Genomic DNA, 24,436 nt, shown 5'->3' with positions numbered 1-24,436 from the left:
CCTTCGTGGCCGGCCACGGACAAAAAGTGGGACCAAGGGCTTTAGCCTCGCTCGGCTCTCTGGAGCCATATTTGGCGCGGCTCGGATTTCAATATGGGCTTAGCGCCAAGATACAACGGATAAGAAGTTTTTAGATGAACGAAATGCAGCCAGTTCCAGAACAGTCGAGGGCACAGATGGTGGTTTGGTCGCGCCACGACTATACCCAGCCGGGTGACGAAACAACCGATCGTCGACGGGATGGCAGATTGAAGCTGCTGCAGCGCCTCCAGATAGAGGCCTGGATCAATGAAGGCGGAGCGGGCGGAGAGCCACTCGCATGAGTAGCCTTCGTATCCTGGTCGCTGAAGACGACCCATTCATAAGCATGATGCTTGTCGAGATGCTTGAAGAGATGGGGCACACGGTATGCGCGTCTGCCCAGACACAAGAAGAGACGGTAAAAGCGGCTTTGGCGACGAGGCCGGATGTGATGATCGTGGACGTACGTCTGAGTATGGGAAGCGGCATCGCGGCGGTAGAGGAAATCCTCAAGTCAACTTTCATTCCGCACATCTTCGCGACTGGCGACATCCTGACGAACTGCCGCCGCGACCCGCGCGCTGTGGTGATTCAGAAGCCATATCGCGAATCCGACCTAGCACGTGCCGTTGCAAGCGCGCTGGGCAGGGCATCCACCGACGAGCCGTCCTTGCTGCCCGAGCCACGAAAAACAATCGGCCGGGGCAAAGGCGAGGGTTGAGACTTTGCGTCGGGCATTTCGTGCCGAACCGTCCCGGAGCCGCTCCGAAGCGAGGGCCGGCTGGCATCGGCGCGGAAGAACTTTGGGTGGGTCGGCCATCCGCCGGAGATCTGGCGTGAGTAATTTCCGACGCTCCCGAAAAGCACTGCGCCAAGCCTATACTCCTCGACACAATAGCCGGACGTCGCGCGTTCGACGGCGATAGCGTTGGCGGAAAGCCAACACAATTCGAACCGGCATCGGAGGAAGCCATGAACATGCGGGCACCAGTTCCCGGCATTCAAACGTCTGTTTCCGGCGGCCACGCGCCGCCGCCTAGCGTCACGGCGGGGATTGGTCGAGAAATCGAACTCAAGATGCTGGTCGCAAAGCCGGACGAACTCGACAATATTGCCGCCGCGCCGATCCTGCATGGACATGTCCTGGATCACAAGAAACGCCGGCTGACGTCTGTCTACTACGACACGCCGGATCGTGCGCTGCGAAAGGATGGCTTCACGCTTCGCGTAAGAGATGACGGGGATGGTTATGTCATGACGGTGAAAAGCTCGGCAGACAGCGCCTCTGACGAGCTTCTGCGCGGCGAATGGGAGTGCGCTGTGTCCAGTCAGGACGTGGACCGCATACGGCTTCAGGGCCTGTTGCCGGCGGACGTGCTGGAGAGAATCGGCGAAGCCGCTCTCGAACCGCTGTTCACCACCGAGATCGACCGCGAGCAGACAACCCTGTCGTTTTCCTCGTCCATCATTGAAGTCGCAATAGACAGGGGGCGGGTCGTTTCGGGTGACAAGACCGAACCGGTCGCCGAAGTGGAACTCGAACTAAAGGCAGGCGCAACGGCTGCGCTCTATCAACTCGCACTCGCTCTCGGTCAGTCAGGCGTACTTATGCCGAGCTCGAGGGCAAAGGCCGACAGAGGTTTCGATCTGGCGCTTGGCTCAAAGCCGACGGCCCTCAAGGCTTGCCAACCAGATCTTTCGCCACGACAACCGCTCGATGAATCCTTCGCCGCGATATTCGCCAGCGTCCTGACGCATCTGGTTGGCAATCTGCACTTCGCGGGTGACAGCGACAGTCCGGAAGGCGTGCATCAGGCGCGGGTCGCCTTGCGTCGTGTCCGTGCCGCGTTTGACCTCGTGAAGCGGACCTCGGGGTCCCCAAGGATCGAAAGCCTGCGCGCTGAAGCCAAGAGGCTGGAGGCGGCATTGGGAGATGCGCGTGACTGGGATGTTTTCGCGACTGAAACCGTGCCGTCCATCTTGAGCAAAAGCGTATCGGTGAATGGATACGACGATCTTCGCGGTACGGCGGCGACGGCTCGCCGAGAGGCACATCAGAAAGGGCGTCTAGCAACGACGGACGAGCACGTCGCCCGCTTCCTGCTCGAACTGGGCCTGTGGGCGCGGCAGCGCGGGTGGCGCGGCGACGCCACGCCTGAAGGGCTTGCGCAGTTGTCAAAACCAACAAGGCGCTTTGCGGTCGATGTGCTCGGTGCGCTGCATCGAAAGGCGATAAAGCGCGGCAGGCACTTTGATCATCTTGCTGCCGATCAGCGCCATCAGTTGCGGATAGCCCTCAAGAAGCTGCGTTATGTCGCTGATTTCCTGCTTCCCGTGGTCGGCAAGACGAAACAGATGAAGCGTTATGCGCAAGCTTTGGCGCGCCTCCAGGATACGCTAGGACGTTTCAATGACATTGCCCGCACGCCCGGATTAATAGGCGAGTTGAAGCATAGGCAGGAACTGGCTCACCCCAATGGCGCCATCGCTGCCATCCTGGCCAGTCAGGCGGCCGAACTGGAGCACGGCGAGAAAGGGCTGCGCCATCGTTGGCACCAGTTCGCGCGCACGGCCGTGCCATGGGCGTAGGATCGTCTGCCACCGTTCAGGCGGGCCTGTCGCGATGATCAATCCCAAGACGAGCGAGAAGGTGGTGCGTGGGAACACGGATCCCGTCAAACATGCGATGCACGAAGCCGTGGCGATGAGCGCGGCTGGTAAGAAACACAGAAGCGGGCATGGGCATCGGACATACTGGTATGTGCTTGGCGTGCTGGTTCCCGGGGCGCTCCTGGCGGCCTACATCAAGCTGGGGGCAGCCGCTTTCGGCGTCTCCGCGTCATACGGCTCGCTGACGGTTCATCTGCTGCTTGCCGCCCTTTTGAGCGGGCTCATACTTGCCGTCCAAAGGCTGGCGGATGCTGTCATCAACAAGAAGACCCTCAATGACAATGTGACGTTTTTCAACCTGCGTCTGGTCGTCAGGCTGATTGCAATAGCCTTGGTTTGTCTGGTCTTTCTCTCCGCGATTTCCCAGACCTGGTACACGGTGCCCGTAGCGATCGGCATCTTCTCGATTGTAACGGGTTTTGCGCTGCAGACGCCGATGACCAGCTTTGTCGGCTGGATCTATGTTCTGTCGCGCAAGCCCTATCGGGTCGGCGATCGCATCAAGATCGCCGGCGTGACCGGAGATGTCATCGACGTGAGCTATTTCGACACCACGCTTTGGGAGTTTGGGGGCCAATATCTTTCCACCGATCATCCAAGCGGGCGCATCGTCAAATTCCCGAATTCGATCGTGCTGAGTGCTCCGGTCTATAACTACTCCTGGGAGCTCTTTCCTTACATTTGGGATGAGATCCGCTTCTACGTCGCGTATGACAGCGACCTGGATTTCGTGTCTGATATCTTGCTGGGCGTGGCTACGGAAGAGGTCGGCGCGGTCATGGCGCAGCGCATTCGCGCCTACCGATCCGTTCTGGAAAAGACGCCGGTCGACCAGATCGACGTGCGGGAGGAGCCCACGGTCTTCTTCCGTACGAACGAGGATGGCTGGCTGGACGCGGTGGTGCGCTATCTCGTCGATCCCAAGGAAGCCGGGCGCGTGAAGACCGTGCTCCTGCGAAAGATGCTCGTTAAACTCAACGCCGATGCCGGCCGGGTCTTGTTTCCGAAGTGGCGATGATCTGGTTCGCGCTCGTACTGTCAATCTGAGTAGTTTCCGAGTCTTTCCTCGGCTCGGCATGATCGTACGGTGGCGTCAGACGGTCGCTTGTGCCCGACTTGATCGAGGGCGCCGTCTGTACGCGATCGCTCCGATGAACTGTTTCCTGGTCCTTGGACATTCTGGTTTTGGTGACATCATGAAAAACGATAAAGATCATGGATTTTTGCCGTCCGGTTCGACCTGGCTCAAGAAGGCCAGGAGAAAGTACGCGGGCGAGGGCCTGAATCGAATTGTCGCGGAAAGAGCGCCCATGGCTGGCGCGGTGGATCGGCCCGGGTTCGACCTCGGAGGGGCAACGGGCGACACCAGCGCGGGAACGGGCTTGGGGCTGGGTGACAATGCCGGAGAAACCCGGATGGATCGCAGTCTTCCGGGCCGCCGCATAACGGGTAAGCTCAGCATACCTCGTTGGCGTGGCCCCGACATCGACACTGACCCGGCCAAATCCGACATCTAACGCCGAAACCTCGCCAGCAACGTTTTCGTGGTCTGTCGTGCAGGCTCGGACCTGCCTGTAACGTGGCCGAAGAAGCTCCAATCCATGCGGCCGTCCAGGCTATCTTCAATGAACTACATGGCTCCGGGCGGCGGTCGCACTCGCCAAATGGAGGCCAGCGCGACACCATGGCGTTGTTGCGCGATGCGCAGCCGCGCTCAGCTCACAGGGATCGGCTTCGCCCGATCCCTCCTGATGATAGTGTCAGAAAAGACCGGGCAAGACCTCAGTGGTGGAGGTTGGGTTGCCCATCACCGTAGTGACTTTGGAAATGCCTCTCGTAATCAAGGTCCACCACGGTGGCGGCATCATAGGCCGGGCTGTCCTTGACCGTCTGTCGGGTGACGTCGACGTTGATCAGCCTATCCCTCCAGCTGATCTCCGTCGCAAACCATGGCGAGATCAGAACCCTTTTTCCAAGCCACCAGTTGTTCGTGTCGACCACCAGATAATGGATGCTCCAATCCTTGTCGTCGACAAGAAAGTCCTCGGCGTGGCCGATCTCGCCGTCGGTCGCATGGATATGATATCCGCTCACCGATTTCATGCTGCGCAGGCTCGGATCGCCGTGCCGGCGTGGAATGTCGTCATCGGAAAGCTGTTCCTCCATTGGCCCGCCCATATAGCCGAAGCCGTTCACGTAGTAGCCGTATCCGCCCATATAATATGGCGTCGACCAATAGGGCGCACCCCATGGGTAGTGATCGTAGATGCTGGTTTCCATTTGCCGCGTCACCGGTTGATCCGTGTCGATATCCGGGCTGTCCTTGACCTGTTGCATCGTGAGTTTGACGGAGAACTGGTGACCCCTATGATTGACGTGCTTTAGCGCCGAAGGGTGCAGAAGCACCTTGCGGCCCGAGAGCCACTTGCCGGTGTCGACAACCAACCATCGAATGATCCAGTTCGTGTCATCGAACAGGACGTCGGTAACGGTACCGATCACACCGTCGCTTGCCGCGATGGCATAACCGATGATTTCTGATTTGTGCCTCAACATTATGAGCTTCCTTGTATCCGTGGTCTGTTTCGCAGGTGTCGGTGATACAGCAGCGGGATCAGCCATCGATACCAGCGGCATCGCCAGGCCAAGGCAAAGCAAAGAGCCTGGGACCTGGCCGGAGGTGCAGGATTCATCGTCCTTTATCCGGCCGGCGCGCTGCCTGGAACTGACCTTAGCCTTCTAGGGATCGCGCCCACAGGGTCGGAAACTACGCAGGCGATTAGATATCGGCGGGCACGCAGCGGCTCGGCCCTGCCTGCGTTCGTATTAGCGCGCGGAGATGTTCCTGGAAATTTCGCTTCGGCCCCCTCGGACCGTAGGTAGTTTCCGATGCTTTCAATTAATCCGTTTTGCCATCAAACCCATTCGACACAAGTTTTGGGCGCTCATGATCGAGCTCACGAGATTCATCGCTCCGGCCGACCGTATCGCGCCGGGCAATGGCAATCGGCGACATTCAAGCACAGTCAATTGGATCGGAAGACATCATGGCGACAGCTGCAAAACCAACCAGCTATTCCCTGTCACTGCCAACGTTCATCATGATTACGTCCGCGGTGTTGATCAGCATCCGCACCTTTCCGCTTCAGGCCCTCGTGGGCTGGCAGACCATCGCCTTCAACGCACTGGCGATCATTCTCTACCTGATCCCGGCATCACTCGTTTCGGCTGAGCTCGCGACTGGCTGGCCCAAGGAAGGCGGCGTCTATGTCTGGGTGAAGGAGGCCTTCGGCGAGCAATGCGGTTTCGTCGCGATCTGGCTGCAGTGGTTTCAGATGACCATAGGCTTCATCGGCATCCTGACCTTTATCGCGGGCACGGCCGCCTATCTGTTCAACCCCGCATTGGCCGATAGCAAGCTCTTTATCTTCGCGGTGGTCGTCGGCGTCTGGTGGGGAGCCACGCTGCTCAATCTTCAAGGCTTGAAGACCTACGCCCGATGGACGACGCTCTTCGTGATCCTGGGGGCTTTCATTCCCATGATCGTTCTGATCGGCGGCGGTATTCTCTATATCTGGACTGGCCACCCCGTCCTCATTCCCCTGATCCCGTCGGCCAGGGACCTCGTTCCACAGTTCTCCGATGCCGGGGATCTCGTTCTCCTGATCACATTCGTCTTCTTTTTCATTGGCATCGAGGTCTCTGCCGCGCACGCCAATGAAATGAAGAACCCCAACCGCGACTACCCGATCGCGATCCTCGTCGTCGGCGTTATCATGGCGGTCACAAGCGTAATCGGCGGCCTGGTCGTTGCGTGGATCGTTCCGGTGAAGAACCTGAGCCTGATCGCCGGAATCATGCAGAGCTTTCAGGTCGTTTTCGGTCCGGGGCTTAGCTGGATTACCCCTGTCGTCGGTGTTCTCATCATCGTCGGGGCCGTGGGCGAAGTTATCGCCTGGGTGCTGGGCCCGGTGCGCGGACTGAGTGTGGCAGCGCGCGACGGACTTCTGCCCGCGGTGTTCCAAAAGGAAAACAAGCAGGGTGTACCGACCGCGCTCATGTTCCTGCAGGCTGTTCTGGTGACGTTCTGGGGAGCGGTCTTCGTTGTGCTGCCAGGCGGCGTCAGCGCCGGCTTCTGGGCGCTCTTCGCCCTGACGACTTCAGTCTATATCGTCATGTATTTCTTCATGTACGCGGCCGCCATCCGGTTGCGATACAGCCAGCCGGACACGCCGCGAAAGTTCCGGATACCCGGAGGCAAGCTCGGCATGTGGCTCATGGCCGGGTGGGGGATTGTCGCCGCCGCCTTCATTTTCGTGATCTCGCTGCTGCCGCCTACGCAGGTCAAGGAAGACCCGCTGCCGTTCGAACTCTTCATGATCATCGGCACGATCGTGGTGTGCCTGATCCCGATCGCGATCTATCGCCTCCGCAAAGCCAACTGGAAGCAGGTCGCTGTCATTCCGCTGCCCGTCGCTTAGCGACGCAAGACAAGCCCGCAGACGAACCATTCCCGCACTATCCGTGCAAAATTCTGAAAGCTGAGTGCAACCGTGAAAATTTTAAGCCAAGAACCGATTGTCGTCGAAGCCCTCTTTCTCGGTCCGAAATCGGAGAACCAGGCCTTCTTCAAGACAACGCTCGATTTCCTGATGGACGAGCACGTCCATTGGCGGCGTGACTTCCATCCGGCCGACGACGAGATGGTCGAACCGAGCGAAATGCGGCAACCGCCGTTCACCTCCACTCTCGACCGTACGACCGCCGTCTTGAACATGGTGTCGGCGAAGCTGAAGGACAGTTCGACGCCCTGGTTCTCGACACGCTACCTCGGTCACATGAATTCGGACACGTTGATGGTGGCCAACCTCGCCCAGATGGCGGCCACGATGTACAACCCGAACAATGTCGCCTACGAATCCTCGGTCGCAACCGCCCATATGGAACTCGAGTGCGGTGGCGATTTCGCGAAATTGCTTGGCTACGATGCGGATCGTTCCTGGGGCCACATCACGTCGGACGGCACGATAGCGAACTATGAATCGCTGTGGCTGGCCCGCAACCTCAAATCGTTCCCGCTGGCGGTGAAGGAGGTCAGTCCCGAGCTCGTCAAAGGTCTCGACGACTGGCAACTGCTCAACCTGTCCGTGACCCAGATCCTCGATCTGGTCGATCGGACCAAAGAGCAGAAGACCTTCGGCCTTGTCTTGAAGGCATCGGCGCGGGCGCGCGGCGCCGGCGGAGGCAAGCTCGGAAAGATCATTGTGCCGCAGACCCGGCACTACTCCTGGGACAAGGCGGCCGATGTTCTCGGCATCGGCGTCGACAATCTCATCCGGATCCCCGTCACGGATCGGTATCGCATGGACATCGGCGCGCTGCGATCGGCGATCGACGCCTGTATCAAGTCCAGGACGCCAATCATATCCATCGTTGCCGTGGTCGCGACGACGGAGGAGGGGGCTGTCGATGACATCGCCGCCGTCGCCGCGCTGCGCGACGAATATGTCAAGCAGGGTCTGTCGTTCTACTTTCACGTCGATGCGGCCTATGGCGGTTACGGGCGGGCGGTGTTCCTCGACGAGGGCAACCGTTTCATGAGCTTCGCCGATGTCCGCGCCAGGATTGCCGGGATGGGTGTTCCGGTTTCGGAGGCCATGTTCCCGTCCGAGGATGTCTGGAGCGCATATCGCGCGATGCCCTTGGCGGATTCGATCACCATCGATCCGCACAAGATGGGCTACATTCCCTATGCCGCGGGCGGCATAGCGTTGCGGGACAAACGCATCCTGGGGCTTGTTTCCTACGATGCGGCCTACGTGTTCGACAACAAGCAAAATCTGGAAATGAACCTCGGCAGCGTCATACTTGAAGGCTCCAAATCAGGCGCCGCGGCGGCCGGCGTGTGGGCGGCGCACAGACTCCTGCCGCTCAACATTGCCGGATACGGGCAGTTGATCGGTCGCAGCGTTGCCGGCGCCGCCCATTTCGCCAAGGCACTGGAAAGCGTCCGGGAATTCACGGTCGGTGACCAGGTTATCGTCTGCGAGCAGTTGCTCGACGGCCCGGATTTCAATGTGGTCTGCATGGCCTTCAACTATAAGGGCAACACTGATCTGACCAGAATGAACGATCTGAATGCCCAGATCTACAAGGCGTCGTCCTATGAAGGCGGACCGCTATACGCCGACGACTGGATTACGTCGCACACCGTCCTTGAATTCGATTCCTATGGCAATGCCCCGATGGGGCTGGTCGGCCGTCTGGGAATCCCGGAGGCGGAATGGAACCGTATCCACAACGTCTATGTTCTCAGGTGTTGCGTGCTCCATCCGTGGATCGTCAAGGTCGCGAGCTATCCCGAGAGCTGGCAGTCCTATCTCGAGATCATGAAAAAGGAAATTGGCCGGATCATCGCGCATGACCGGTCTCAACCCGCGGCACCAAGCAGGGATACGCCCAAAGCGAGTGAAACCAACCCCGCGCGCTCTAATCACCCCCTGAAGGTTGGCAATCTTGAGTGAACTTGGCAGTCCCCTTGTGGCACTGCCCATAGCGGCAACAGGTTCAGACACCAAGGTCCAGACCCAACCTGGTCAATTGTCGCGCGCCTTGGGCGATCGTCAGGTCCAGTTCATTGCCATAGGCGGGGCTATCGGGGCCGGCCTGTTCCTCGCCTCCGGCGAAGCCATCCACAAGGCCGGCCCGGGTCTGCTCCTGGACTATCTGATCACGGGGATCATTGTCTTTCTGATCGCGAGGGCGCTAGGCGAACTCGCGATCTATCGGCCCGTCGCCGGGTCCTTCGCGTCCTATGCCGAGGAGTTCATCGGCCCCTGGGCAGGATTTCTGACGGGATGGTCATACTGGTTGAACTGGATCCTGGCGGGGGTTGCGGAAGTCAGCGCGATCGGAATCTATTTTCACTACTGGTACCCGGATCTGCCGCAATGGATCCCAGCGCTTTGCGCGGTCATCGTCCTCTATGGCGCGAACATCATCTCCGTAAAGCTGTATGGCGAGATCGAATTCTGGCTGTCGCTGGTCAAGGTCGTCACGATCGTGGCGATGATCGCATTGGGCTCGGTGATCATTTTCTTTGGCTTGAAAGGCACTCCCGGTCCCGCCGATTTCTCCAACCTCTGGTCGCACGGGGGCGTCTTTCCGCATGGTGCCATGGGCGTGCTGCTCGCGCTCCCGATCGCCGCCTTTTCCTTCGGTGGCACGGAGGTCCTGGGGCTGACCGCCGGAGAGGTGAAGGACCCCGGCAAATCGCTTCCAAAAGCATTCAACGGGATTATCTACCGGATCCTGATTTTCTATATCGGCGCGCTCACGGTGATCATGACACTCTATCCTTGGGATCAGCTCGATCCGACGGCGAGCCCCTTCGTACTGGTTTTCGCGCGCATAGGCCTTCCGGCCGCCGCCGCGATCGTCAACATTGTCGTGATTTCGGCAGCAGCGTCCGCATGCAACAGCGGGCTCTTCGCGACCAGCCGGATGCTCTACTCCATGTCCGGTTCCGGGCAAGCTCCGCGCTTTCTCTCACACCTCAACAAGCACCAGGTTCCCAGCCGGTGCCTGGCCGTCTCGGTTGCCATGATGCTCTTGGGAGTCCTACTGAACTATCTGGTTCCTGCCAGCGTTTTCAACTATGCGATCACCGGCGTCCTGGTGTTTCTGTTGTGGACCTGGATAGTGATCATGGTGTCGCATATGCGGTATCGTCGGGCTGTACAGAACGGAACCAGACCAGGCGTTACGTTCCGCCTTCCGGGTTCTCCCGTCACCAATTGGCTTGTTCTCGCATTCGTCGGCGTCGTCGTCATATTGATGGCCTTTGATCCCGAGACGCGAATTGCCTTCTATTTCGCCGCCGCCTGGTTTGGCGTCCTGGGCGCGATCTACTTCGCGCTGGGTCTTGCCGGCGGTCGTGACAGGAACAAAACCGTTGTTACTTGACGGGCTATCCAAGCTGCGCCTTAGGTTATCATGGAGATCATCGGTATAGGAGGCGGCAAGCAACGCTCAGTCACGTCTCGCCGAAGCACAGGGAACGGAGTGACGTTCAAACGAACTTTCCAGATTGGGCACTTGGTGATGGATGAGGCGCTCTCGGGGTAGCGCTCACGGTTTGCCAGCTCTCCGCTCTTTCATGTCATGGTGCGCAACCTGTCCATGCCGGCTGAGGCCGGCAAAGTGGCGGATTTGGCCACCGCCTTCGGCCTGACACCCTCTGAACAGCGGCTGTGCAAGGTGCTTTTGCTTGGTCATTCGCTGAAGGAAGCAACTGGCATGATGGGATAGCTGCTGAAACAGCCAGACATAGGCTAAAGGCCATTTTTCAAAAGACCGACACGCATAAGCAGAGCGAATTGATAGCGCTCCTATGGCGCCTGCTTTGAGCGTCTCCCCTTCGGCGGAGGCGAAGTCCAGATCGAGCGCTTTGGCCTGCCCCTCGTGGGCTTCGGCTTATTCGCGGTATCCAAGGCCGACCCGAGAGGGTCGGCCTTGGTGTTTCCATACGGTGTCACATAAAGACATCCTCATGCATTGTACCCTTTTTGTTCCTTCTACCATTTCGGCCCGATCTGATGATCGGGCCGATGATGATGTTACGTCGTCCGTCCGTCGTCTTGAGGTTCCTCAGCTGCACCCGCTCGTGGCGCCGCAGGTGTCGCACTTCTCACAAGTTCCGTTCCGCACCATGGTGAAATTCTGGCACTCGGAGCAGGAATTGCCGGTGTAGCCCTGGAGCAGGGACTTGGCGCGGCGGTCGTTGGCGAGCTTCTTGGCCTCGGCGGCTTCGTTGGCGGCGGCATCGGTGAACAGCGCCGCCGTGGCGTCCGAAGCTACGGAAGCCGCACCCGCCGCTTCCTCGAAGGCGATATCCTCGGCCAGTTCCTTGGCCCGCTCCTCATAGTCGCGCTTGTAGGCGACCGCCTCGTCGCTGGCCGGCTTCAGCGCCAGCACGTTGGAACCTGAAAAGGCGGTCGGAGCCGAGCGGGCAGGGGCGCCCGAGGGGGCAGCAAAGCCCTTCGGTTCGTTGCCGATTGCCCTCGACACCAGTTTCACCGGCGAGGCGCCGCGGGTCAGGCCCTTGGAGACGGCGTCGGTCTTGCCTTCGCTGATGCCGCGGCCAAGTGCCGTGTTGGAAAAGTCCGACTGGTCGACATGCGCGAGGTCGTTGCGGCCGAGATAGGAGATGGCCAGTTCACGGAACACGTAGTCTAGGATCGACGTCGCGCTCTTGATGGCGTCGTTGCCCTGCACCATGCCGGCCGGCTCGAACTTGGTGAAGGTGAAGGCGTGCACATATTCGTCGAGCGGCACGCCATATTGCAGACCCAGCGAAATGGCGATGGCGAAGTTGTTGAGAAGGCCACGCAGCGTGGCACCCTCCTTGTTCATGTCGATGAAGATCTCGCCAAGGCGGCCATCATCATATTCGCCGGTGCGCAGGAAGATTGTGTTGCCACCGATCTTGGCCTTCTGGGTGTAGCCCTTGCGGCGCCCGGGCAGCTTTTCCTGCTCGCGCGACACGCGCTCGATGATGCGCTCGACGATCCGTTCGGTGATCTGCGCCGCGCGTGCTGCCGCCGGTGCCTGGATCAGCTGCTCTACGACTTCATCCTCGTCTTCTTCGCCATCGGCGAGCAGCGAGGCGTTCAGCGGCTGTGACAGCTTCGAACCGTCGCGGTACAGCGCGTTGGCCTTCAGCGCCAGCTTCCACGACAGCATGTAGGCGCCCTTGGCGTCTTCCACCGTCGCATCGTTGGGCATGTTGATGGTCTTGGAGATGGCGCCGGAGATGAAGGGCTGCGCCGCCGCCATCATCTGGATGTGGCTGTTGATCGAAAGCGAACGCTTGCCGATCTTGCCGCACGGGCTGGCGCAGTCGAACACGGCGAGGTGCTCGGCCTTGAGGAACGGCGCGCCTTCCAGCGTCATCGCACCGCAAACGTGGATGTTGGCGGCCTCGATGTCCTTTCTGGAGAAGCCGATCGCCGGCAGGATCTCGAACGAGAAGTCGTTGAGCTGCTCATCGGTGAAGCCAAAGGTCTCCTTCACCCAGTCGGCGCCCAGCGTCCACTGGTTGAAGACGAACTTGATGTCGAAGGCCGATTTCAATGCCGCATTGAGCGCCGCGATCTTCTCATCGGTGAAGCCCTTGGCCTTGAGCGAGCCGGGATTGATGCCAGGCGCCTGGTTGAGGTTGCCGTGCCCGACCGCATAAGCTTCGATCTCGGCCAGCTGTGCTTCCGAATAGCCGAGCGAGCGCAAGGCTTCCGGCACGGCGCGGTTGATGATCTTGAAATAGCCGCCGCCGGCCAGCTTCTTGAACTTCACCAGCGCGAAGTCGGGCTCGATGCCGGTGGTGTCGCAATCCATGACCAGGCCGATCGTGCCGGTCGGTGCGATGACGGTCGCCTGCGCATTGCGGTAGCCGTGTTCCTCGCCAAGCTCGATGGCACGGTCCCAGGCTGCCTTGGCATGAGCCGCGAGCTCGGGCTGCTTCAGGTCGGAGGCGACCAGCGGCACCGGATTGACCGCTAGCTTTTCGTAGCCCTGCTTCTCGCCATAGGCGGCGCGGCGATGGTTACGCATGACGCGCAGCATGTTCTGCGCATTGCGGTCGTAGTCGGCGAAGGCGCCGAGTTCGGCGGCCATCTCGGCCGAAGTGGCATAGGCAACGCCGGTCATGATCGCGGTGAGCGCGGCGCAGATCGCGCGGCCTTCGTCGGAATCGTAGGGAATGCCGGAGGTCATCAGCAGGCCGCCGATATTGGCGTAGCCGAGGCCGAGCGTACGGTATTCGTAGGACTGCTTGGCGATCTCCTTCGACGGGAACTGCGCCATCATCACCGAGATTTCGAGAACGATGGTCCACAGCCGCACCGTGTGCTCATAGGCGGCGATGTCGACGGTGCTGTCGGCGTTGCGGTAGGGCAGCAGATTGATCGAGGCCAGGTTGCAGGCCGTGTCGTCGAGGAACATGTATTCCGAGCACGGGTTGGAGGCCCGGATCGCACCGGCGGAAGCGCAGGTGTGCCAGTCGTTCATCGTCGTGTTGAAATGCAGGCCGGGATCAGCCGATGCCCAGGCGGCGTAGCCGATCTTTTCCCAGAGGTCGCGTGCCTTCAGCGTCTTCATCACCTTGCCATCCTTGCGGGCGGTGAGGTGCCAGTCGGCATCATCCTCGACGGCGCGCAGGAAATTGTCCTTCAGCGACACCGAATTGTTGGAGTTCTGGCCGGAGACCGTCAGATAGGCATCGGAATCCCAGTCGGTGTCGTAGGTCTTGAACGACATCGAGGTGTAGCCCTGCTTGGCGAACTGGATGACGCGGTAGATGTAGTTCTCCGGCACCGCGTCCTTCTTGGCCGCCTTGATCTCGCGCTTCAGCGCGGTGTTGATCGACGGGTCGAAACAGTCGTCGCCATTGCCCTCGCAGTTGACGCAGGCCTTCATGATCGCTTCGAGATGCTTCTTGACGATCTTGGACCCGGTGACCAGCGAGGCGACCTTCTGCTCTTCATTGACCTTCCAGTCGATGAATTCCTCGATATCAGGGTGATCGGCGTCGACGATGACCATTTTCGCCGCGCGGCGCGTCGTGCCGCCCGACTTGATGGCGCCGGCCGCCCGGTCGCCGATCTTGAGGAAGCTCATCAGGCCGGACGAACGTCCGCCGCCCGACAGCTTTTCGCCCTCGCCACGCAGCAGCGAGAAGTTGGAGCCGGTGCCCGATCCGTATTTGAACAGGCGCGCTTCACGCACCCATAGATCCATGATGCCGCCCTCGTTGACGAGGTCGTCCTGCACGCCCTGAATGAAGCAGGCATGCGGCTGCGGGTGTTCGTAGGAGGACTTCGATTTGGTCAGCTTGCCGGTGAACGGGTCGACATAATAGTGGCCCTGGCTCGGGCCATCGATGCCATAGGCCCAGTGCAGACCGGTGTTGAACCACTGCGGCGAATTCGGCGCCACGCGCTGCGTGGCCAGCATGTAGGCAAGCTCGTCGCGGAAGGCGCGCGCGTCGTCCTCCGACTTGAAGTAGCCACCCTTCCAGCCCCAGTAGGTCCAGGTGCCGGAGAGCCGGTCGAAGACCTGGCGGGCGTCGATCTCGGAACCATAGCGCTCGGCTTCGGGCAGCTTGGCAAGTTCGGCCTCGTCGGCCACGGAACGCCACAGGAAGGAGGGAACGTCGTTTTCCTCCACCTTCTTCAGTCGTGCGGGGACACCGGCCTTGCGGAAATATTTCTGCGCCAGGATGTCGGCGGCAACCTGCGAGAACTGCGCGGGCACATCGATGTTGTCGAGACGGAACACCACGGAGCCATCCGGATTCTTGATCTCGGAAAGCGCCTTGCGGAATTCGATCTCCGCATAGGCGGATTGGCCTGGCTTGGTGAAACGACGCTCGATGCGCATTGGTCCGGTCCCTTTTGTCTATATATAGCGCTTTTCTCTGGGGATTTCCGCCCCCAATTCGAAACGCGCATGTCCGCCGCCTGCCGGCGTCCGAAAACGGCCGGCTCTCCTTTTCGCGGTTCTCCGCTGGCCATGCTGGTCAAACGTCTTGCGAAGCGCCTGTCCAACTCGCCGACGAAACCCCGCGGGTCCCTCAAAGCTGATTTTTCCGATTCCCTCCCAGGAGGGAAATTCACATTATCTAGCGTCGAACCTACCTGCAAACACTAAATATAGTATTAACAGACAATTTATTCCAGTCCGACAATTCTCCCTTTCGCTGCTCACAACCCCACAATCCCAACGCTTCCGCCGGCCTCGTGAACAGGCGGAAATGCGAGCAAAAACGCACATAATCCGGGAAAAAGACCGGGCTCAGAACTTTCCGGTCGCGCTCTCAACAGGAGCACATGGCCTATAAAAGGCGACTCGTTTTGCGCCGTCAAGGATTCGTTTGCGTAGCTTTTGTGACCCCAACATCTTGTGTGTCACATATGTGGATAACGGGGATAGAATGGAGGGTGGGGGCGTTCGGCGTCCGGCCCGCCGCCGTTGCCAACGGGCTCCCATCGGGGCCATCCGCATTATCGGTACCCCTCCGTGAAGGGGCCCTGCCGACCGCCGGGAACTATCAGCCGTAGTGAAGCTTCGGCTTCGGCTCCGTACCAGTGAACTGAACGCCGAGCCGGTCATTGCGCCGCCAACGGACATCGCATCGATAGGCAATGCCATCGACGGATACATAGAGCAGGAACCGGTCCGGAACCCGGGCTTCGAGCGGAATCTTCAATTCGGCGCCGCCCTCATGCTGGTTGCGCAAGGTGCAACTGACTTCGGAATTTTGAATCCCGGTGATGATCGTCCCGCCCTTGAGCACGCGTTGGCGATGTTCACGCCGATGCTCGTCAGACTTTTCAGGAATTGAGTTCGCAGGGTTGGTCATCGACATCAGCGCCAGACGATTCGATTTTTACCCGCGAATGATTAGCAAACCATTCATGATAACGCACGCGATGCGTGTCTGCTCGGCGGTGGGAGCCTTCAAGAAATAGCTATCAGCTGAACCTGCTCGGATCGGCGCAGAAATAGGCGATGATCTGACAAAGATCCGGCTCGTTGACCATGCGCACGGCTTCCGTGGAGCTTACCCATTTGCGCGTGCGGGCCCGCTTTTCCTTCCATTGGTCGGCGATGCTGTCGACCTGCATCGGAAACACCAGGACCTCGCACGGCACTTCCTCTCCGGAGGCAAGCACCTTTGCATAGAAATAACGGCCAGCCTCGATATGGGAGATTGTCCCGCGCAGCCCGGCTTCCTCGCCGGCCTCCCGCGCGGCGGCCATGCAAAGCGGCTCCTTTGCCTCTGGCCAGCCCTTGGGTATCACCCAGCGTCCGGTGTCGCGGCTCGTGATCAGCATAACCTCCACACCGTGCCCGTTATCGCGCCAGGGCAGGGCCGCAACCTGCAGGCGGCAAGGCGCCGTGCCAAAAAGGCGCCGGACCCTCTCAGCCAGATGGTTGTGCGTCGTTGGCCTCGTCAACATCGGAGAAGCTAGCCCCAACTCCCAGGAATCGTTTGCCGCCTCATGAATCTTACGGCTAATTGTCAGCAATAAAAGTAAAAACGTTATGTCAGCGGGTCGAATTCAGCCAATCGATGACGAATTCACACGGTATTGTGCTCTCCGGGTGCTTTTCCGAAGTAAGTGACACTCTTTTGGGGCTACCGGCTGGGGAAAATCGGCGTATCGCGACTCAGCCAGCGTGGTCGTCGGCGATTGGCTTCTGGTAGGTGAAGCCCATGTCCCACGGGAAATATATCCAGGTGTCCTGGCTGACCTCCGTGACAAAGGTGTCGACCAGCGGTCTGCCCTTGGGCTTGGCGTAAACGGTGGCGAAATGCGCCTTGGGCATCATCGCGCGCACGATGCCGGCGGTCTTGCCGGTGTCGGTGAGGTCGTCGATGATCAGCACGCCCGCGCCTTCGTCGGCCAGCAGCGCGGGCGTAATCTCCTTCAACACCTGCAACTGCCCCTGGTTGGCGTAGTCATGATAGGAGGCGACGCAGACCGACTCGATGATCCTGATGCCAAGCTCACGCGAGATGATGGCGGCGGGAACGAGACCTCCGCGGGTGATGCAGACGATCGCCTTCCATTGCCCCTTGTTGTTGCCCGCAAGCCGCCATGCCAGCGCGCGGGCGTCCCTGTGAAACTGATCCCAGGAGACCGGAAAGGCTTTTTCGGGAAGGGACATTTTCGCGCACTCCAGGGCGCGCGATTGCCGCGCGCAAGATTACAAGGGAATGCGCGCGGAATTAACTGGAAAGCCTTGGCTTTGGCAAGGGTGGCGGGCAGCGATCGTTGTGGACTTATCGCGAGAGGAATGCCGCCACCGGCACGGTGCGCAGCACGGTGCGTGTCACGCCGCCGAAAAGCAGCTGGCGCAGCCAGGAGTGACTGTAGGCGCCGAGCACGAGCAGGTCGGCTCCTGTTTCGGCGACTCTGGTCTGGATGACATCGTCGACCGAGACGCCGCCCGAATTCAGCACCGACACGCTGACCGTGGCGCCATGCCTTGAAAGAGCCGCCGCGATTTCAGCGCCTGCGGACTCCGGGCTTTCGTCGAGCGTGTCCGGCGGATCTATGACAACGATATCGGTTTTCTCGGCCTCGATGATGAAGGGCAGGGCATCGAAGGCGGCGCGAGCGGCTTCCTTGCTGCCGTTCCAGGCAAGCAGGACGTGCTTGAACGTCGTCACCAGAGGGCCAGAGTGCGGCACGACCAGCACCGGCCGGCCGGCGTCATAGACCAGCGTGTCGACATCGGCGCTAGGATCGCCACCGGATTCGCGCTGCGCGGCAATGATCAAATCTGCGGTGCGGACGCTTGATATGCCGGTCAGCGCGCTGTCACCTGAAAAACTCTCGAGACTGCGCCATTCGAAGGACAGGCCGGAATCCTCGATGTGTTTGAGGAAGACAGCCTGCAGCTTGTCGGCGCGCTCCCGGCTCATGTCGGCGGATACCTGCAGGAACTCGGTATCCGGGAAGCCGGTGGCCGAGGTGTAGGGCACCGGCAGTGCTTCGGCGTGGATCCCGATGAGATGGCTTTGAAATCGGGCGGCAAGCGGAACGGCGCAGTCCAGCACCCGCTCTGCATCCTGTTCGTTCTGCAGTATGGCGACGATGGTCTTGAATCGCATGGTAATCCCTCATTTTACGAGCGATCGAACTCGCAGGAAGGAAACGTCGCAGCGACGCGCTTGGTTCCGGACTGGGACCGATCAGGTCGTGACGCTGGCGAAGCCCGCGACCATCGCCTCGACATCCGCCCTGGCGGCATCCAGCGCCTCCTGGCTGCGGGCGCGAACGACAAGTTCCGTCCAGAATTTGCCGTCGCCATACTTTGGATAAGACCCGATGATCGTGTCCGGATGCGCCTTCTGGATCTCCCCCAGGGGTCCGCCGATCAGTCCCTCGCCGAACGGGCATGGCACCGTGGCCGAGAGCATCTTGGCGCCGGCCTTCAGCGTAGGCACGACGTTGTCGAGCATGGCCTGGAAGATTGACGGCACGCCAGCCATGACGTGGACGTTGCCGATGCGGAAGCCGGGTGCGGTGGATACCGGGTTGGCGATAAGGTCGGCGCCGCGGGGCATTCGCGACATGCGCTTGCGCGCGTCCGTATATTCGATGTTTCGCGCGGCGTAGCTTGCCTCCAGCATCGCATAGGCCTCGGCATTGTACTCGCAAGGGACGCCAAAGGCCTTGGAAATTGAATCCGCCGTGATGTCGTCATGCGTGGGGCCGATGCCGCCGGTGGTGAAGACGTAGGTGTAGCGCGCACGAACGGCATTGACCGCCGCGACGATCTCGTCTTCCTCGTCGGGAACGATGCGAACTTCCTTAAGGTCGATGCCGATCGCCGTCATGATGTCAGCCAGATGGCCGATGTTCTTGTCCTTGGTGCGGCCGGAGAGAATCTCGTCGCCGATGACGAGCATGGCGGCGGTGACGATTTCATGCATGAGACGCTCCGGTAAAGGTTTCACTCAGATAGCGCGACGCGTGCCCAGCGGCAATGCCGCCCGAATTGTGAACAATCTGTGCCGGATATGGGCGGTATCCTTGGAACGATGACCCGCCTAGAAGGCTTTAACGGCCGGCGGGTTCCCGTGGCTGACAAGATACAAAGGAGACGACGATGGCAAAGGTACTTGTTCTTTATTATTCCAGCTGGGGCCACATGGAACAGATGGCCAAGGCCGCCGCTGAAGGCGCCCGCGAGGCTGGCGCCCAGGTGACGATCAAGCGTGCTCCCGAACTCGTGCCCGAGGCGGTGGCCAAGGCGGCTTATTACAAGCTCGATCAGGAGGCGGCGATCGCCGATCCGCTCGAACTCGCCGATTACGATGCGATCATCGTCGGCGCCTCGACGCGCTATGGCGCCATGGCATCCCAGTTGAAGAACTTCTTCGACCAGACCGGCCCGCTCTGGGCCAAGGGCGCGCTTGTCAACAAGGTCGGTTCGGTCATGGTCTCCACCGCCACCCAGCACGGCGGCGCGGAAATCGCGCTCATCAGCACTCAGGTCATGCTGCAGCATCACGGCATGATCATCGTTCCGCTTTCCTATGCCTACCAGGCCCAGATGGGCAACGATGTCGTTCGTGGCGGAGCACCCTACGGCATGACCACCACCAGCGATGGCGACGGCTCCCGCCAGCCTTCGGCACAGGAACTGGAAGGCGCCAAATTCCAGGGCAAGCGCGTCGCCGAGATTGCCAAGAAGCTCCACGGCTGATTTTTCCGCCCTGCGAGGCGGGACATTCATACCTTCGGCAAAAGGGCGACCTTTCGGGGTCGCCCTTTTGCCTGTGAGCTTGCGGCAGCGCCGATCAGCGGTAAGGTGCTGCCTTCCTCGTGCGGGTGAAGAATGCTGATGTCGCTTATCTTCTGGTCGGTCGTCGCGCTGGCCATTCTTGCCGTGGCCATGATCGGCTACATGGTCCTGTCGACGCGGCGGATCGCAGCCGAGGCCGAAAAGCAGGTGCCCCCGGTTGGAAAGTTCGTCGAGATCGACGGCAACCGCATTCACTATGTCGATACGGGCGAGGGAGTGCCCATCGTCTTTCTCCACGGCCTTGGCGCGCAGCTCCATCATTTCCTCCATCCGCTGTTCGGGCGCTTTGGTTCCGGCTATCGGCTGATCGCGCTTGATCGTCCGGGATCGGGATATTCGGTGCGAACCACCGGGGCTTCGGGGCGACTGCCCGAACAGGCAGAGGTCGTGCGACGCTTCATTGAAGAGCTGGGATTGGAGAAGCCGCTCGTGGTCGGCCATTCGCTTGGCGGCGCCATCGCGCTGACATTGGCGGTGGAACATCCGCAAACAATTTCAGGCATCGCCCTGCTGGCGCCGCTGACGCATATGGAGCGCCGGATACGCGGGCTGTTCAAGGCGATCTATATTCGCTCGAGGCTGCTGCGCACGGTCGCGGCCAACACTGTCGCGATACCGATGAGCCTGAAATATGCCGGACCTACGCTTGACCTTGTCTTCTCGCCACAGCAGCCGCCAGCCGATTACGGCACGAAAGGCGGCGGCTGGCTGGGGCTGCGTCCGAGCCACTTCTTTGCCACCTCGACCGATCTTGTGGCGATCGAGCACGATCTTGGCCGTATCCAGCAGCGCTATGACGAAATCGCGATGCCGGCTGGCATCCTTTTCGGAACGTCCGACCGCGTGCTCGGCGTCGGCGTTCATGGCCGCCCGATGATCGAGAAGATCAAGGGACTTGAGTTTGAAAGCGTGGCTGGCGTGGGTCACATGCCCCAGTTTATCGAGCCGGAACGGATCGTCGCCTTTATAAAACGCGTCGCCGAGCGCGCCTTCGCGGGTCGGGCATCACCGCATCCTCACGACAATTTCACTGAACCATTGGGCTGACTGCCGGGTTTATCCCGTGTCGCATCAAGCGGCGTAGACACGGAGTAAAATCATGTTCATGAAAATTCTTGCGGCGTCCGCTCTGACGATTGGCCTCGCCACGTCGGCGATGGCACAATCCTCGGACTACAGGACCGACCATCACAATTGGTGGCTCTTCAACAATGACCAAGGCGTAGATACCAGCACGACCGGCAGCATCTACGGAGATGGCAGCGGGTTGGCGGTGCAGGGCAACCCTGGACCTATCGGTCCTTGCGCCTCGAACACAGCTGGCCCCGACGCCAACTCAGGCCAGAATGTAAACGATCAGTACTGCGGCAAGTAAATCAGCAGTGGCCTCGTGGCCGACCGTCAGGCATCTGTCTTCACGGATCCCCCGCGGTCGGCACGTGGGCCAGATCATCGGATTGTAATCAGTCGGAAACTTCGGTCTGCGGCCGGTCGCGGCCATCGGCCAACTCATCATGCCATTTCCCGTCGGCATCCTCATACTGGATGCCATCGGTAGCGCCCGCTACCTGCTGTTCGGCCGAAGCGATTTCGGCGGCGCGCAAGGCGTCCTGATGGCTGGGAAAGGTCTCCGAGAATGTCGAGCCAACCTTGTAGGCCCAGCCGCCATCATGCTCGACGATCTTATAAGTCACATTCGCCATGGAATCCTCCGGTTAAAACGCGCTTGCTCAATGCAGCTTTCCGTCTGGCAGTCTGTCGTCTGGCACCAGCACTTCCGACTCTTTTGCCGCCTCGATCAGCGCCTTGCGAGCTTCCGCTGTGGAGCGATAACCTTCCAGCACTTTGAGGCAAGTGTCGAGGGCTTCGCGATGACGACGGCCGCGATTGAGCGGCCAAACGGTCATCAGGCACTCGGCCGCTTCGCGCGTGTTGCTGATATGGCGGTATTTGCCGACGTGGCCGAGTTCGACGACGACAGGCGTTTCAAAGGGTTTGTTGTCCATGGCCGCAAACGCAAAGCAGCCAATTTGGTTGCAATCGTGTCCTTTGGCCTGCGCCCAAACGTCTCAGTAGCCGCAATCATTGGAGAGCCAGCGGGCATTCGCCCAACCGGAAATGCCCCCGATTTCAACCCGGTACCAATTGCCGCGACGGTCGAGGATCTCGGTGTGGTCGCCGTTGAAAAGCTGGCCGGTCATCCGCGATGACGGATTTGGTTGCGCTCGCACCGCCAGGAAGCCGCTTCCCGTTGCCAGGTCGTAGCGGCCGGACAGGCCGTGCACCGTTCCGTCGCAATATCGCGCGCCGGCCGGTAACGGCGCACTGAAAGAAAATGCGGCCGCAACCGCGGCGCCCGCAATCATGTAGTTTGCCTTGAAGGACATGCCGCCTGCCCCAATCCGGCCGCGTTGGGTGCGGCCTTGCACCGTGGAACAATTCACGGGCTGGATTAAAGCGAAGCCGTGGCGGACTGTCCAGCCGCACGACAGCGGCCGGCCAGGCGCGTGGCGTCAACCCGCCGCCTTCATCCAGTGTTGCATCGTCGTCACCGAACGCGCGAGCTGCGGCGCCGGATGGATCGTCTCGCTGAATGTGGCGGCGGCCCGCCAGCCCCACCGCGGATCGGCAAGGAAGGCGCGTGCCAGCGCCACCATGTCGGCGCGGCCCTCGGTGATGATCGCCTCGGCCTGCTTGGGATCGTCGATGAGACCGACGGCGCGCGTCGGAATGTGTGCTCCATTGCGCACGGCTTCCGCCAGATGCACCTGATAACCCGGGCCAGTCGGCAGCTTCTGCAATGGCGAATTGCCGCCGCTGGAGCAGCAGAGATAGGCCACGCCCTCCGCCTTCAGCGCCTTGGCCACCTGGATCGCATCGTCGACGTCGAAGCCGCCATCGACCCAGTCCTTGACCGACAGGCGAGCTCCAAGCATCAGCTTTGGAGCTGCCTTCTTGACCGCCTTTGCAATCTCGACGGCAAACCGCATACGGTTTTCCAGAGATCCGCCCCAACGGTCGGTGCGCTGGTTGGACAGCGGCGACAGGAACTGGAAGATCAGATAGCCATGCGCGGCATGCAATTCGATGAAATCGAAGCCGGCGCGCTCGGCCCGCTGGGCGGCGTCGGCGAAATGCTGGATGACCTGCAGGATTTCATCGTCCTCGAGCGCCCGCGGCACCTGCCAGCCGGTGTCGTAGGCAATGGCCGATGCCGACACGACCGGCCACGGATCCTGGTCGGGCTTGAGCGGCCCTCCACCTTCCCACGGCCTCTGGTTTGAAGCCTTTCGTCCGGCATGCGCAAGCTGCGTGCCGAATTTGGTACCAGGCGCGGCGACCCGCCTGGCGGCGTCCAGCGCGCGCTTGGCGGCAGCCTCATTGTCGTCGGAATAGAGGCCAAGGCAGCCATGCGAAATGCGGCCACGCCGCTCGACATCTGTCATTTCGACGGTGACCATGCCGGCTCCGGACATGGCAAGGTTCATCCAGTGGTACAGGTGCCAATCGCTAGCGGAGCCATCTTCGGCTGAATACTGGCACATCGGTGCCACGGCGATGCGGTTTGGAAAGGTCAGGCCGTCGAGTGTGATCGGCTGGAAAAGCGATGCGGTCATCAAGGGGACTCCGGGAGGGTGTAGACAGCTATCTAGGCAATCGATCCCGTAGGCGCCAGACACGAGCCGGTGAAACGATTGATCTGGACCAATCGCTGGCCAGATTGCCAGCGCACCGGTTCGCGGTTACGCCTCGCAACCGACAGCTTTGGAGAAAACGATGGAAGATCGCATTCGCATCCGTTCGGAGGAGATCCTGTCCGACGACTGGGCGGTCCTGAAAAAGACCGTGCTCGACTATCGCCGGCGTGACGGGCAGTGGGAGACACAGATCCGGCAGACCTACGATCGTGGCGACGGCGCGGTAATCCTGCCCTATGACCCCGTGCGTTCGACGGTGCTGCTTGTGCGGCAGTTCCGTTATCCGGCCTATGTCACTGGTCACCGCGAGCCGCTCATCGAGGCCTGCGCGGGCCTGCTTGACGAAAACGATCCGGAGACCTGCATCCGCAAGGAAGCGGAGGAGGAACTCGGCTACCGGCTGAAGGACGTCGAGCGCCTGTTCGCGCCCTATATGAGCCCAGGCAGCGTCACCGAACGGCTCTGGTTCTTCATCGCGCGCTATTCGCCCGCTGACCGCATCTCGGCCGGCGGCGGCGCGCCGGAGGAGGGCGAGGACATCGAGGTGCTGGAAATGTCGCTCGATGAGGCGCTTGCCGGCATTTCCGACGGCCGCATCATCGATGCGAAAACCATCATCCTGATCCAGCACCTGAAGTTGAATCCGATCTCCGCTTGAGCCGAGG

22 protein-coding genes are annotated in these 24,436 nt (G+C 60.5%); 11 read left to right on the top strand and 11 right to left on the bottom strand.

All coding sequences use genetic code 11. The annotated features are described in order from the left end of the window. Positions 1–319: 319 nt before the first annotated feature. The 4 genes from ACO07C_RS06095 to ACO07C_RS06080 all read left to right on the top strand — a co-directional run bounded on the left by ACO07C_RS06095 (position 320) and on the right by ACO07C_RS06080 (position 4,208). Complete coding sequence (locus ACO07C_RS06095) at positions 320–742, top strand: response regulator (protein ID WP_421913303.1); 423 nt, start codon at positions 320–322, stop codon at positions 740–742. Positions 743–993: 251 nt separating this feature from the next. After that, complete coding sequence (locus ACO07C_RS06090) at positions 994–2,610, top strand: CHAD domain-containing protein (protein ID WP_421913302.1); 1,617 nt, start codon at positions 994–996, stop codon at positions 2,608–2,610. A 34-nt stretch (positions 2,611–2,644) separates the two neighbouring features. Then, a complete protein-coding gene (locus ACO07C_RS06085) occupies positions 2,645–3,709 on the top strand; it encodes a mechanosensitive ion channel family protein (RefSeq protein ID WP_421913301.1) in 1,065 nt (354 codons plus the stop codon). A gap of 133 nt (positions 3,710–3,842) precedes the next feature. After that, entirely contained in the window at positions 3,843–4,208 is a 366-nt protein-coding gene (locus ACO07C_RS06080; protein WP_421913300.1) for a hypothetical protein, read from the top strand. A 265-nt stretch (positions 4,209–4,473) separates the two neighbouring features. On the opposite strand, the gene ACO07C_RS06075 is transcribed toward ACO07C_RS06080, so the two are convergent. Beyond that, positions 4,474–5,328: a PRC-barrel domain-containing protein gene (locus ACO07C_RS06075; RefSeq protein WP_421913299.1), complete on the bottom strand. Its 855-nt coding sequence runs from the start codon at positions 5,326–5,328 to the stop codon at positions 4,474–4,476. Between the two features lie 410 nt (positions 5,329–5,738). Between ACO07C_RS06075 and ACO07C_RS06070 the strand changes: the two genes are divergently transcribed. From ACO07C_RS06070 to ACO07C_RS06060, 3 genes are all read left to right on the top strand, one after another. Continuing rightward, positions 5,739–7,172: an APC family permease gene (locus tag ACO07C_RS06070; protein ID WP_421913298.1), complete on the top strand. Its 1,434-nt coding sequence runs from the start codon at positions 5,739–5,741 to the stop codon at positions 7,170–7,172. A 72-nt stretch (positions 7,173–7,244) separates the two neighbouring features. After that, on the top strand, positions 7,245–9,215 hold the full coding sequence (locus ACO07C_RS06065; RefSeq protein WP_421913297.1) for a pyridoxal phosphate-dependent decarboxylase family protein: 1,971 nt from the start codon (positions 7,245–7,247) through the stop codon (positions 9,213–9,215). Next, the gene (locus ACO07C_RS06060) at positions 9,208–10,656 is read left to right on the top strand and encodes an amino acid permease (protein ID WP_421913296.1); all 1,449 of its coding nucleotides are present in this window, start codon (positions 9,208–9,210) and stop codon (positions 10,654–10,656) included. The genes ACO07C_RS06065 and ACO07C_RS06060 overlap by 8 nt, the downstream gene beginning before the upstream one ends. Before the next feature lie 684 nt (positions 10,657–11,340). Here ACO07C_RS06060 and ACO07C_RS06055 read toward each other — a convergent pair. The 6 genes from ACO07C_RS06055 to ACO07C_RS06030 all read right to left on the bottom strand — a co-directional run bounded on the left by ACO07C_RS06055 (position 11,341) and on the right by ACO07C_RS06030 (position 19,198). Beyond that, complete coding sequence (locus tag ACO07C_RS06055) at positions 11,341–15,129, bottom strand: vitamin B12-dependent ribonucleotide reductase (RefSeq protein WP_421913295.1); 3,789 nt, start codon at positions 15,127–15,129, stop codon at positions 11,341–11,343. Positions 15,130–15,799: 670 nt separating this feature from the next. Then, positions 15,800–16,111: a PilZ domain-containing protein gene (locus ACO07C_RS06050; protein ID WP_421917445.1), complete on the bottom strand. Its 312-nt coding sequence runs from the start codon at positions 16,109–16,111 to the stop codon at positions 15,800–15,802. 112 nt (positions 16,112–16,223) lie between these two features. Beyond that, on the bottom strand, positions 16,224–16,712 hold the full coding sequence (locus tag ACO07C_RS06045; protein WP_421913294.1) for an NUDIX hydrolase: 489 nt from the start codon (positions 16,710–16,712) through the stop codon (positions 16,224–16,226). A gap of 211 nt (positions 16,713–16,923) precedes the next feature. Next, positions 16,924–17,424: a xanthine phosphoribosyltransferase gene (gpt, locus tag ACO07C_RS06040; protein WP_354459127.1), complete on the bottom strand. Its 501-nt coding sequence runs from the start codon at positions 17,422–17,424 to the stop codon at positions 16,924–16,926. 115 nt (positions 17,425–17,539) lie between these two features. Then, positions 17,540–18,373 carry a universal stress protein gene (locus ACO07C_RS06035; protein WP_421913293.1) on the bottom strand — a complete coding sequence of 278 codons (834 nt, stop codon included), beginning with the start codon at positions 18,371–18,373 and terminating at the stop codon, positions 17,540–17,542. An 81-nt stretch (positions 18,374–18,454) separates the two neighbouring features. Further along, a complete protein-coding gene (locus tag ACO07C_RS06030; RefSeq protein ID WP_421913292.1) occupies positions 18,455–19,198 on the bottom strand; it encodes a competence/damage-inducible protein A in 744 nt (247 codons plus the stop codon). 176 nt (positions 19,199–19,374) lie between these two features. On the opposite strand from ACO07C_RS06030, the gene wrbA reads away from it, so the two are divergent. The 3 genes from wrbA to ACO07C_RS06015 all read left to right on the top strand — a co-directional run bounded on the left by wrbA (position 19,375) and on the right by ACO07C_RS06015 (position 21,448). Further along, entirely contained in the window at positions 19,375–19,974 is a 600-nt protein-coding gene (gene wrbA / locus ACO07C_RS06025; protein ID WP_421913291.1) for an NAD(P)H:quinone oxidoreductase type IV, read from the top strand. Positions 19,975–20,112: 138 nt separating this feature from the next. Then, on the top strand, positions 20,113–21,120 hold the full coding sequence (locus tag ACO07C_RS06020; protein ID WP_421913290.1) for an alpha/beta fold hydrolase: 1,008 nt from the start codon (positions 20,113–20,115) through the stop codon (positions 21,118–21,120). 52 nt (positions 21,121–21,172) lie between these two features. Further along, positions 21,173–21,448 carry a hypothetical protein gene (locus ACO07C_RS06015; protein WP_421913289.1) on the top strand — a complete coding sequence of 92 codons (276 nt, stop codon included), beginning with the start codon at positions 21,173–21,175 and terminating at the stop codon, positions 21,446–21,448. Positions 21,449–21,536: 88 nt separating this feature from the next. On the opposite strand, the gene ACO07C_RS06010 is transcribed toward ACO07C_RS06015, so the two are convergent. From ACO07C_RS06010 to ACO07C_RS05995, 4 genes are all read right to left on the bottom strand, one after another. Further along, positions 21,537–21,776, bottom strand: a complete 240-nt coding sequence (locus ACO07C_RS06010; protein ID WP_421913288.1) for a DUF2188 domain-containing protein — start codon at positions 21,774–21,776, stop codon at positions 21,537–21,539. A 27-nt stretch (positions 21,777–21,803) separates the two neighbouring features. Then, positions 21,804–22,079 (bottom strand): DUF982 domain-containing protein, encoded by a 276-nt coding sequence (locus tag ACO07C_RS06005; RefSeq protein ID WP_421913287.1) that lies wholly within the window; start codon positions 22,077–22,079, stop codon positions 21,804–21,806. A 63-nt stretch (positions 22,080–22,142) separates the two neighbouring features. Beyond that, positions 22,143–22,274 (bottom strand): SH3 domain-containing protein, encoded by a 132-nt coding sequence (locus ACO07C_RS06000; protein WP_421917444.1) that lies wholly within the window; start codon positions 22,272–22,274, stop codon positions 22,143–22,145. A gap of 312 nt (positions 22,275–22,586) precedes the next feature. Then, positions 22,587–23,690 carry an NADH:flavin oxidoreductase/NADH oxidase gene (locus ACO07C_RS05995; protein ID WP_421913286.1) on the bottom strand — a complete coding sequence of 368 codons (1,104 nt, stop codon included), beginning with the start codon at positions 23,688–23,690 and terminating at the stop codon, positions 22,587–22,589. 160 nt (positions 23,691–23,850) lie between these two features. Here ACO07C_RS05995 and ACO07C_RS05990 point away from each other — a divergent pair, with 160 nt between their 5' ends. Then, complete coding sequence (locus ACO07C_RS05990) at positions 23,851–24,429, top strand: NUDIX domain-containing protein (RefSeq protein ID WP_421913285.1); 579 nt, start codon at positions 23,851–23,853, stop codon at positions 24,427–24,429. The last annotated feature ends 7 nt before the right edge of the window (positions 24,430–24,436 follow it).

Origin of the sequence: Mesorhizobium sp., from assembly GCF_965229135.1 — a bacterium.
Lineage (GTDB): Bacteria > Pseudomonadota > Alphaproteobacteria > Rhizobiales > Rhizobiaceae > Mesorhizobium.
This window is presented reverse-complemented; position numbering and strand designations above follow the sequence as displayed.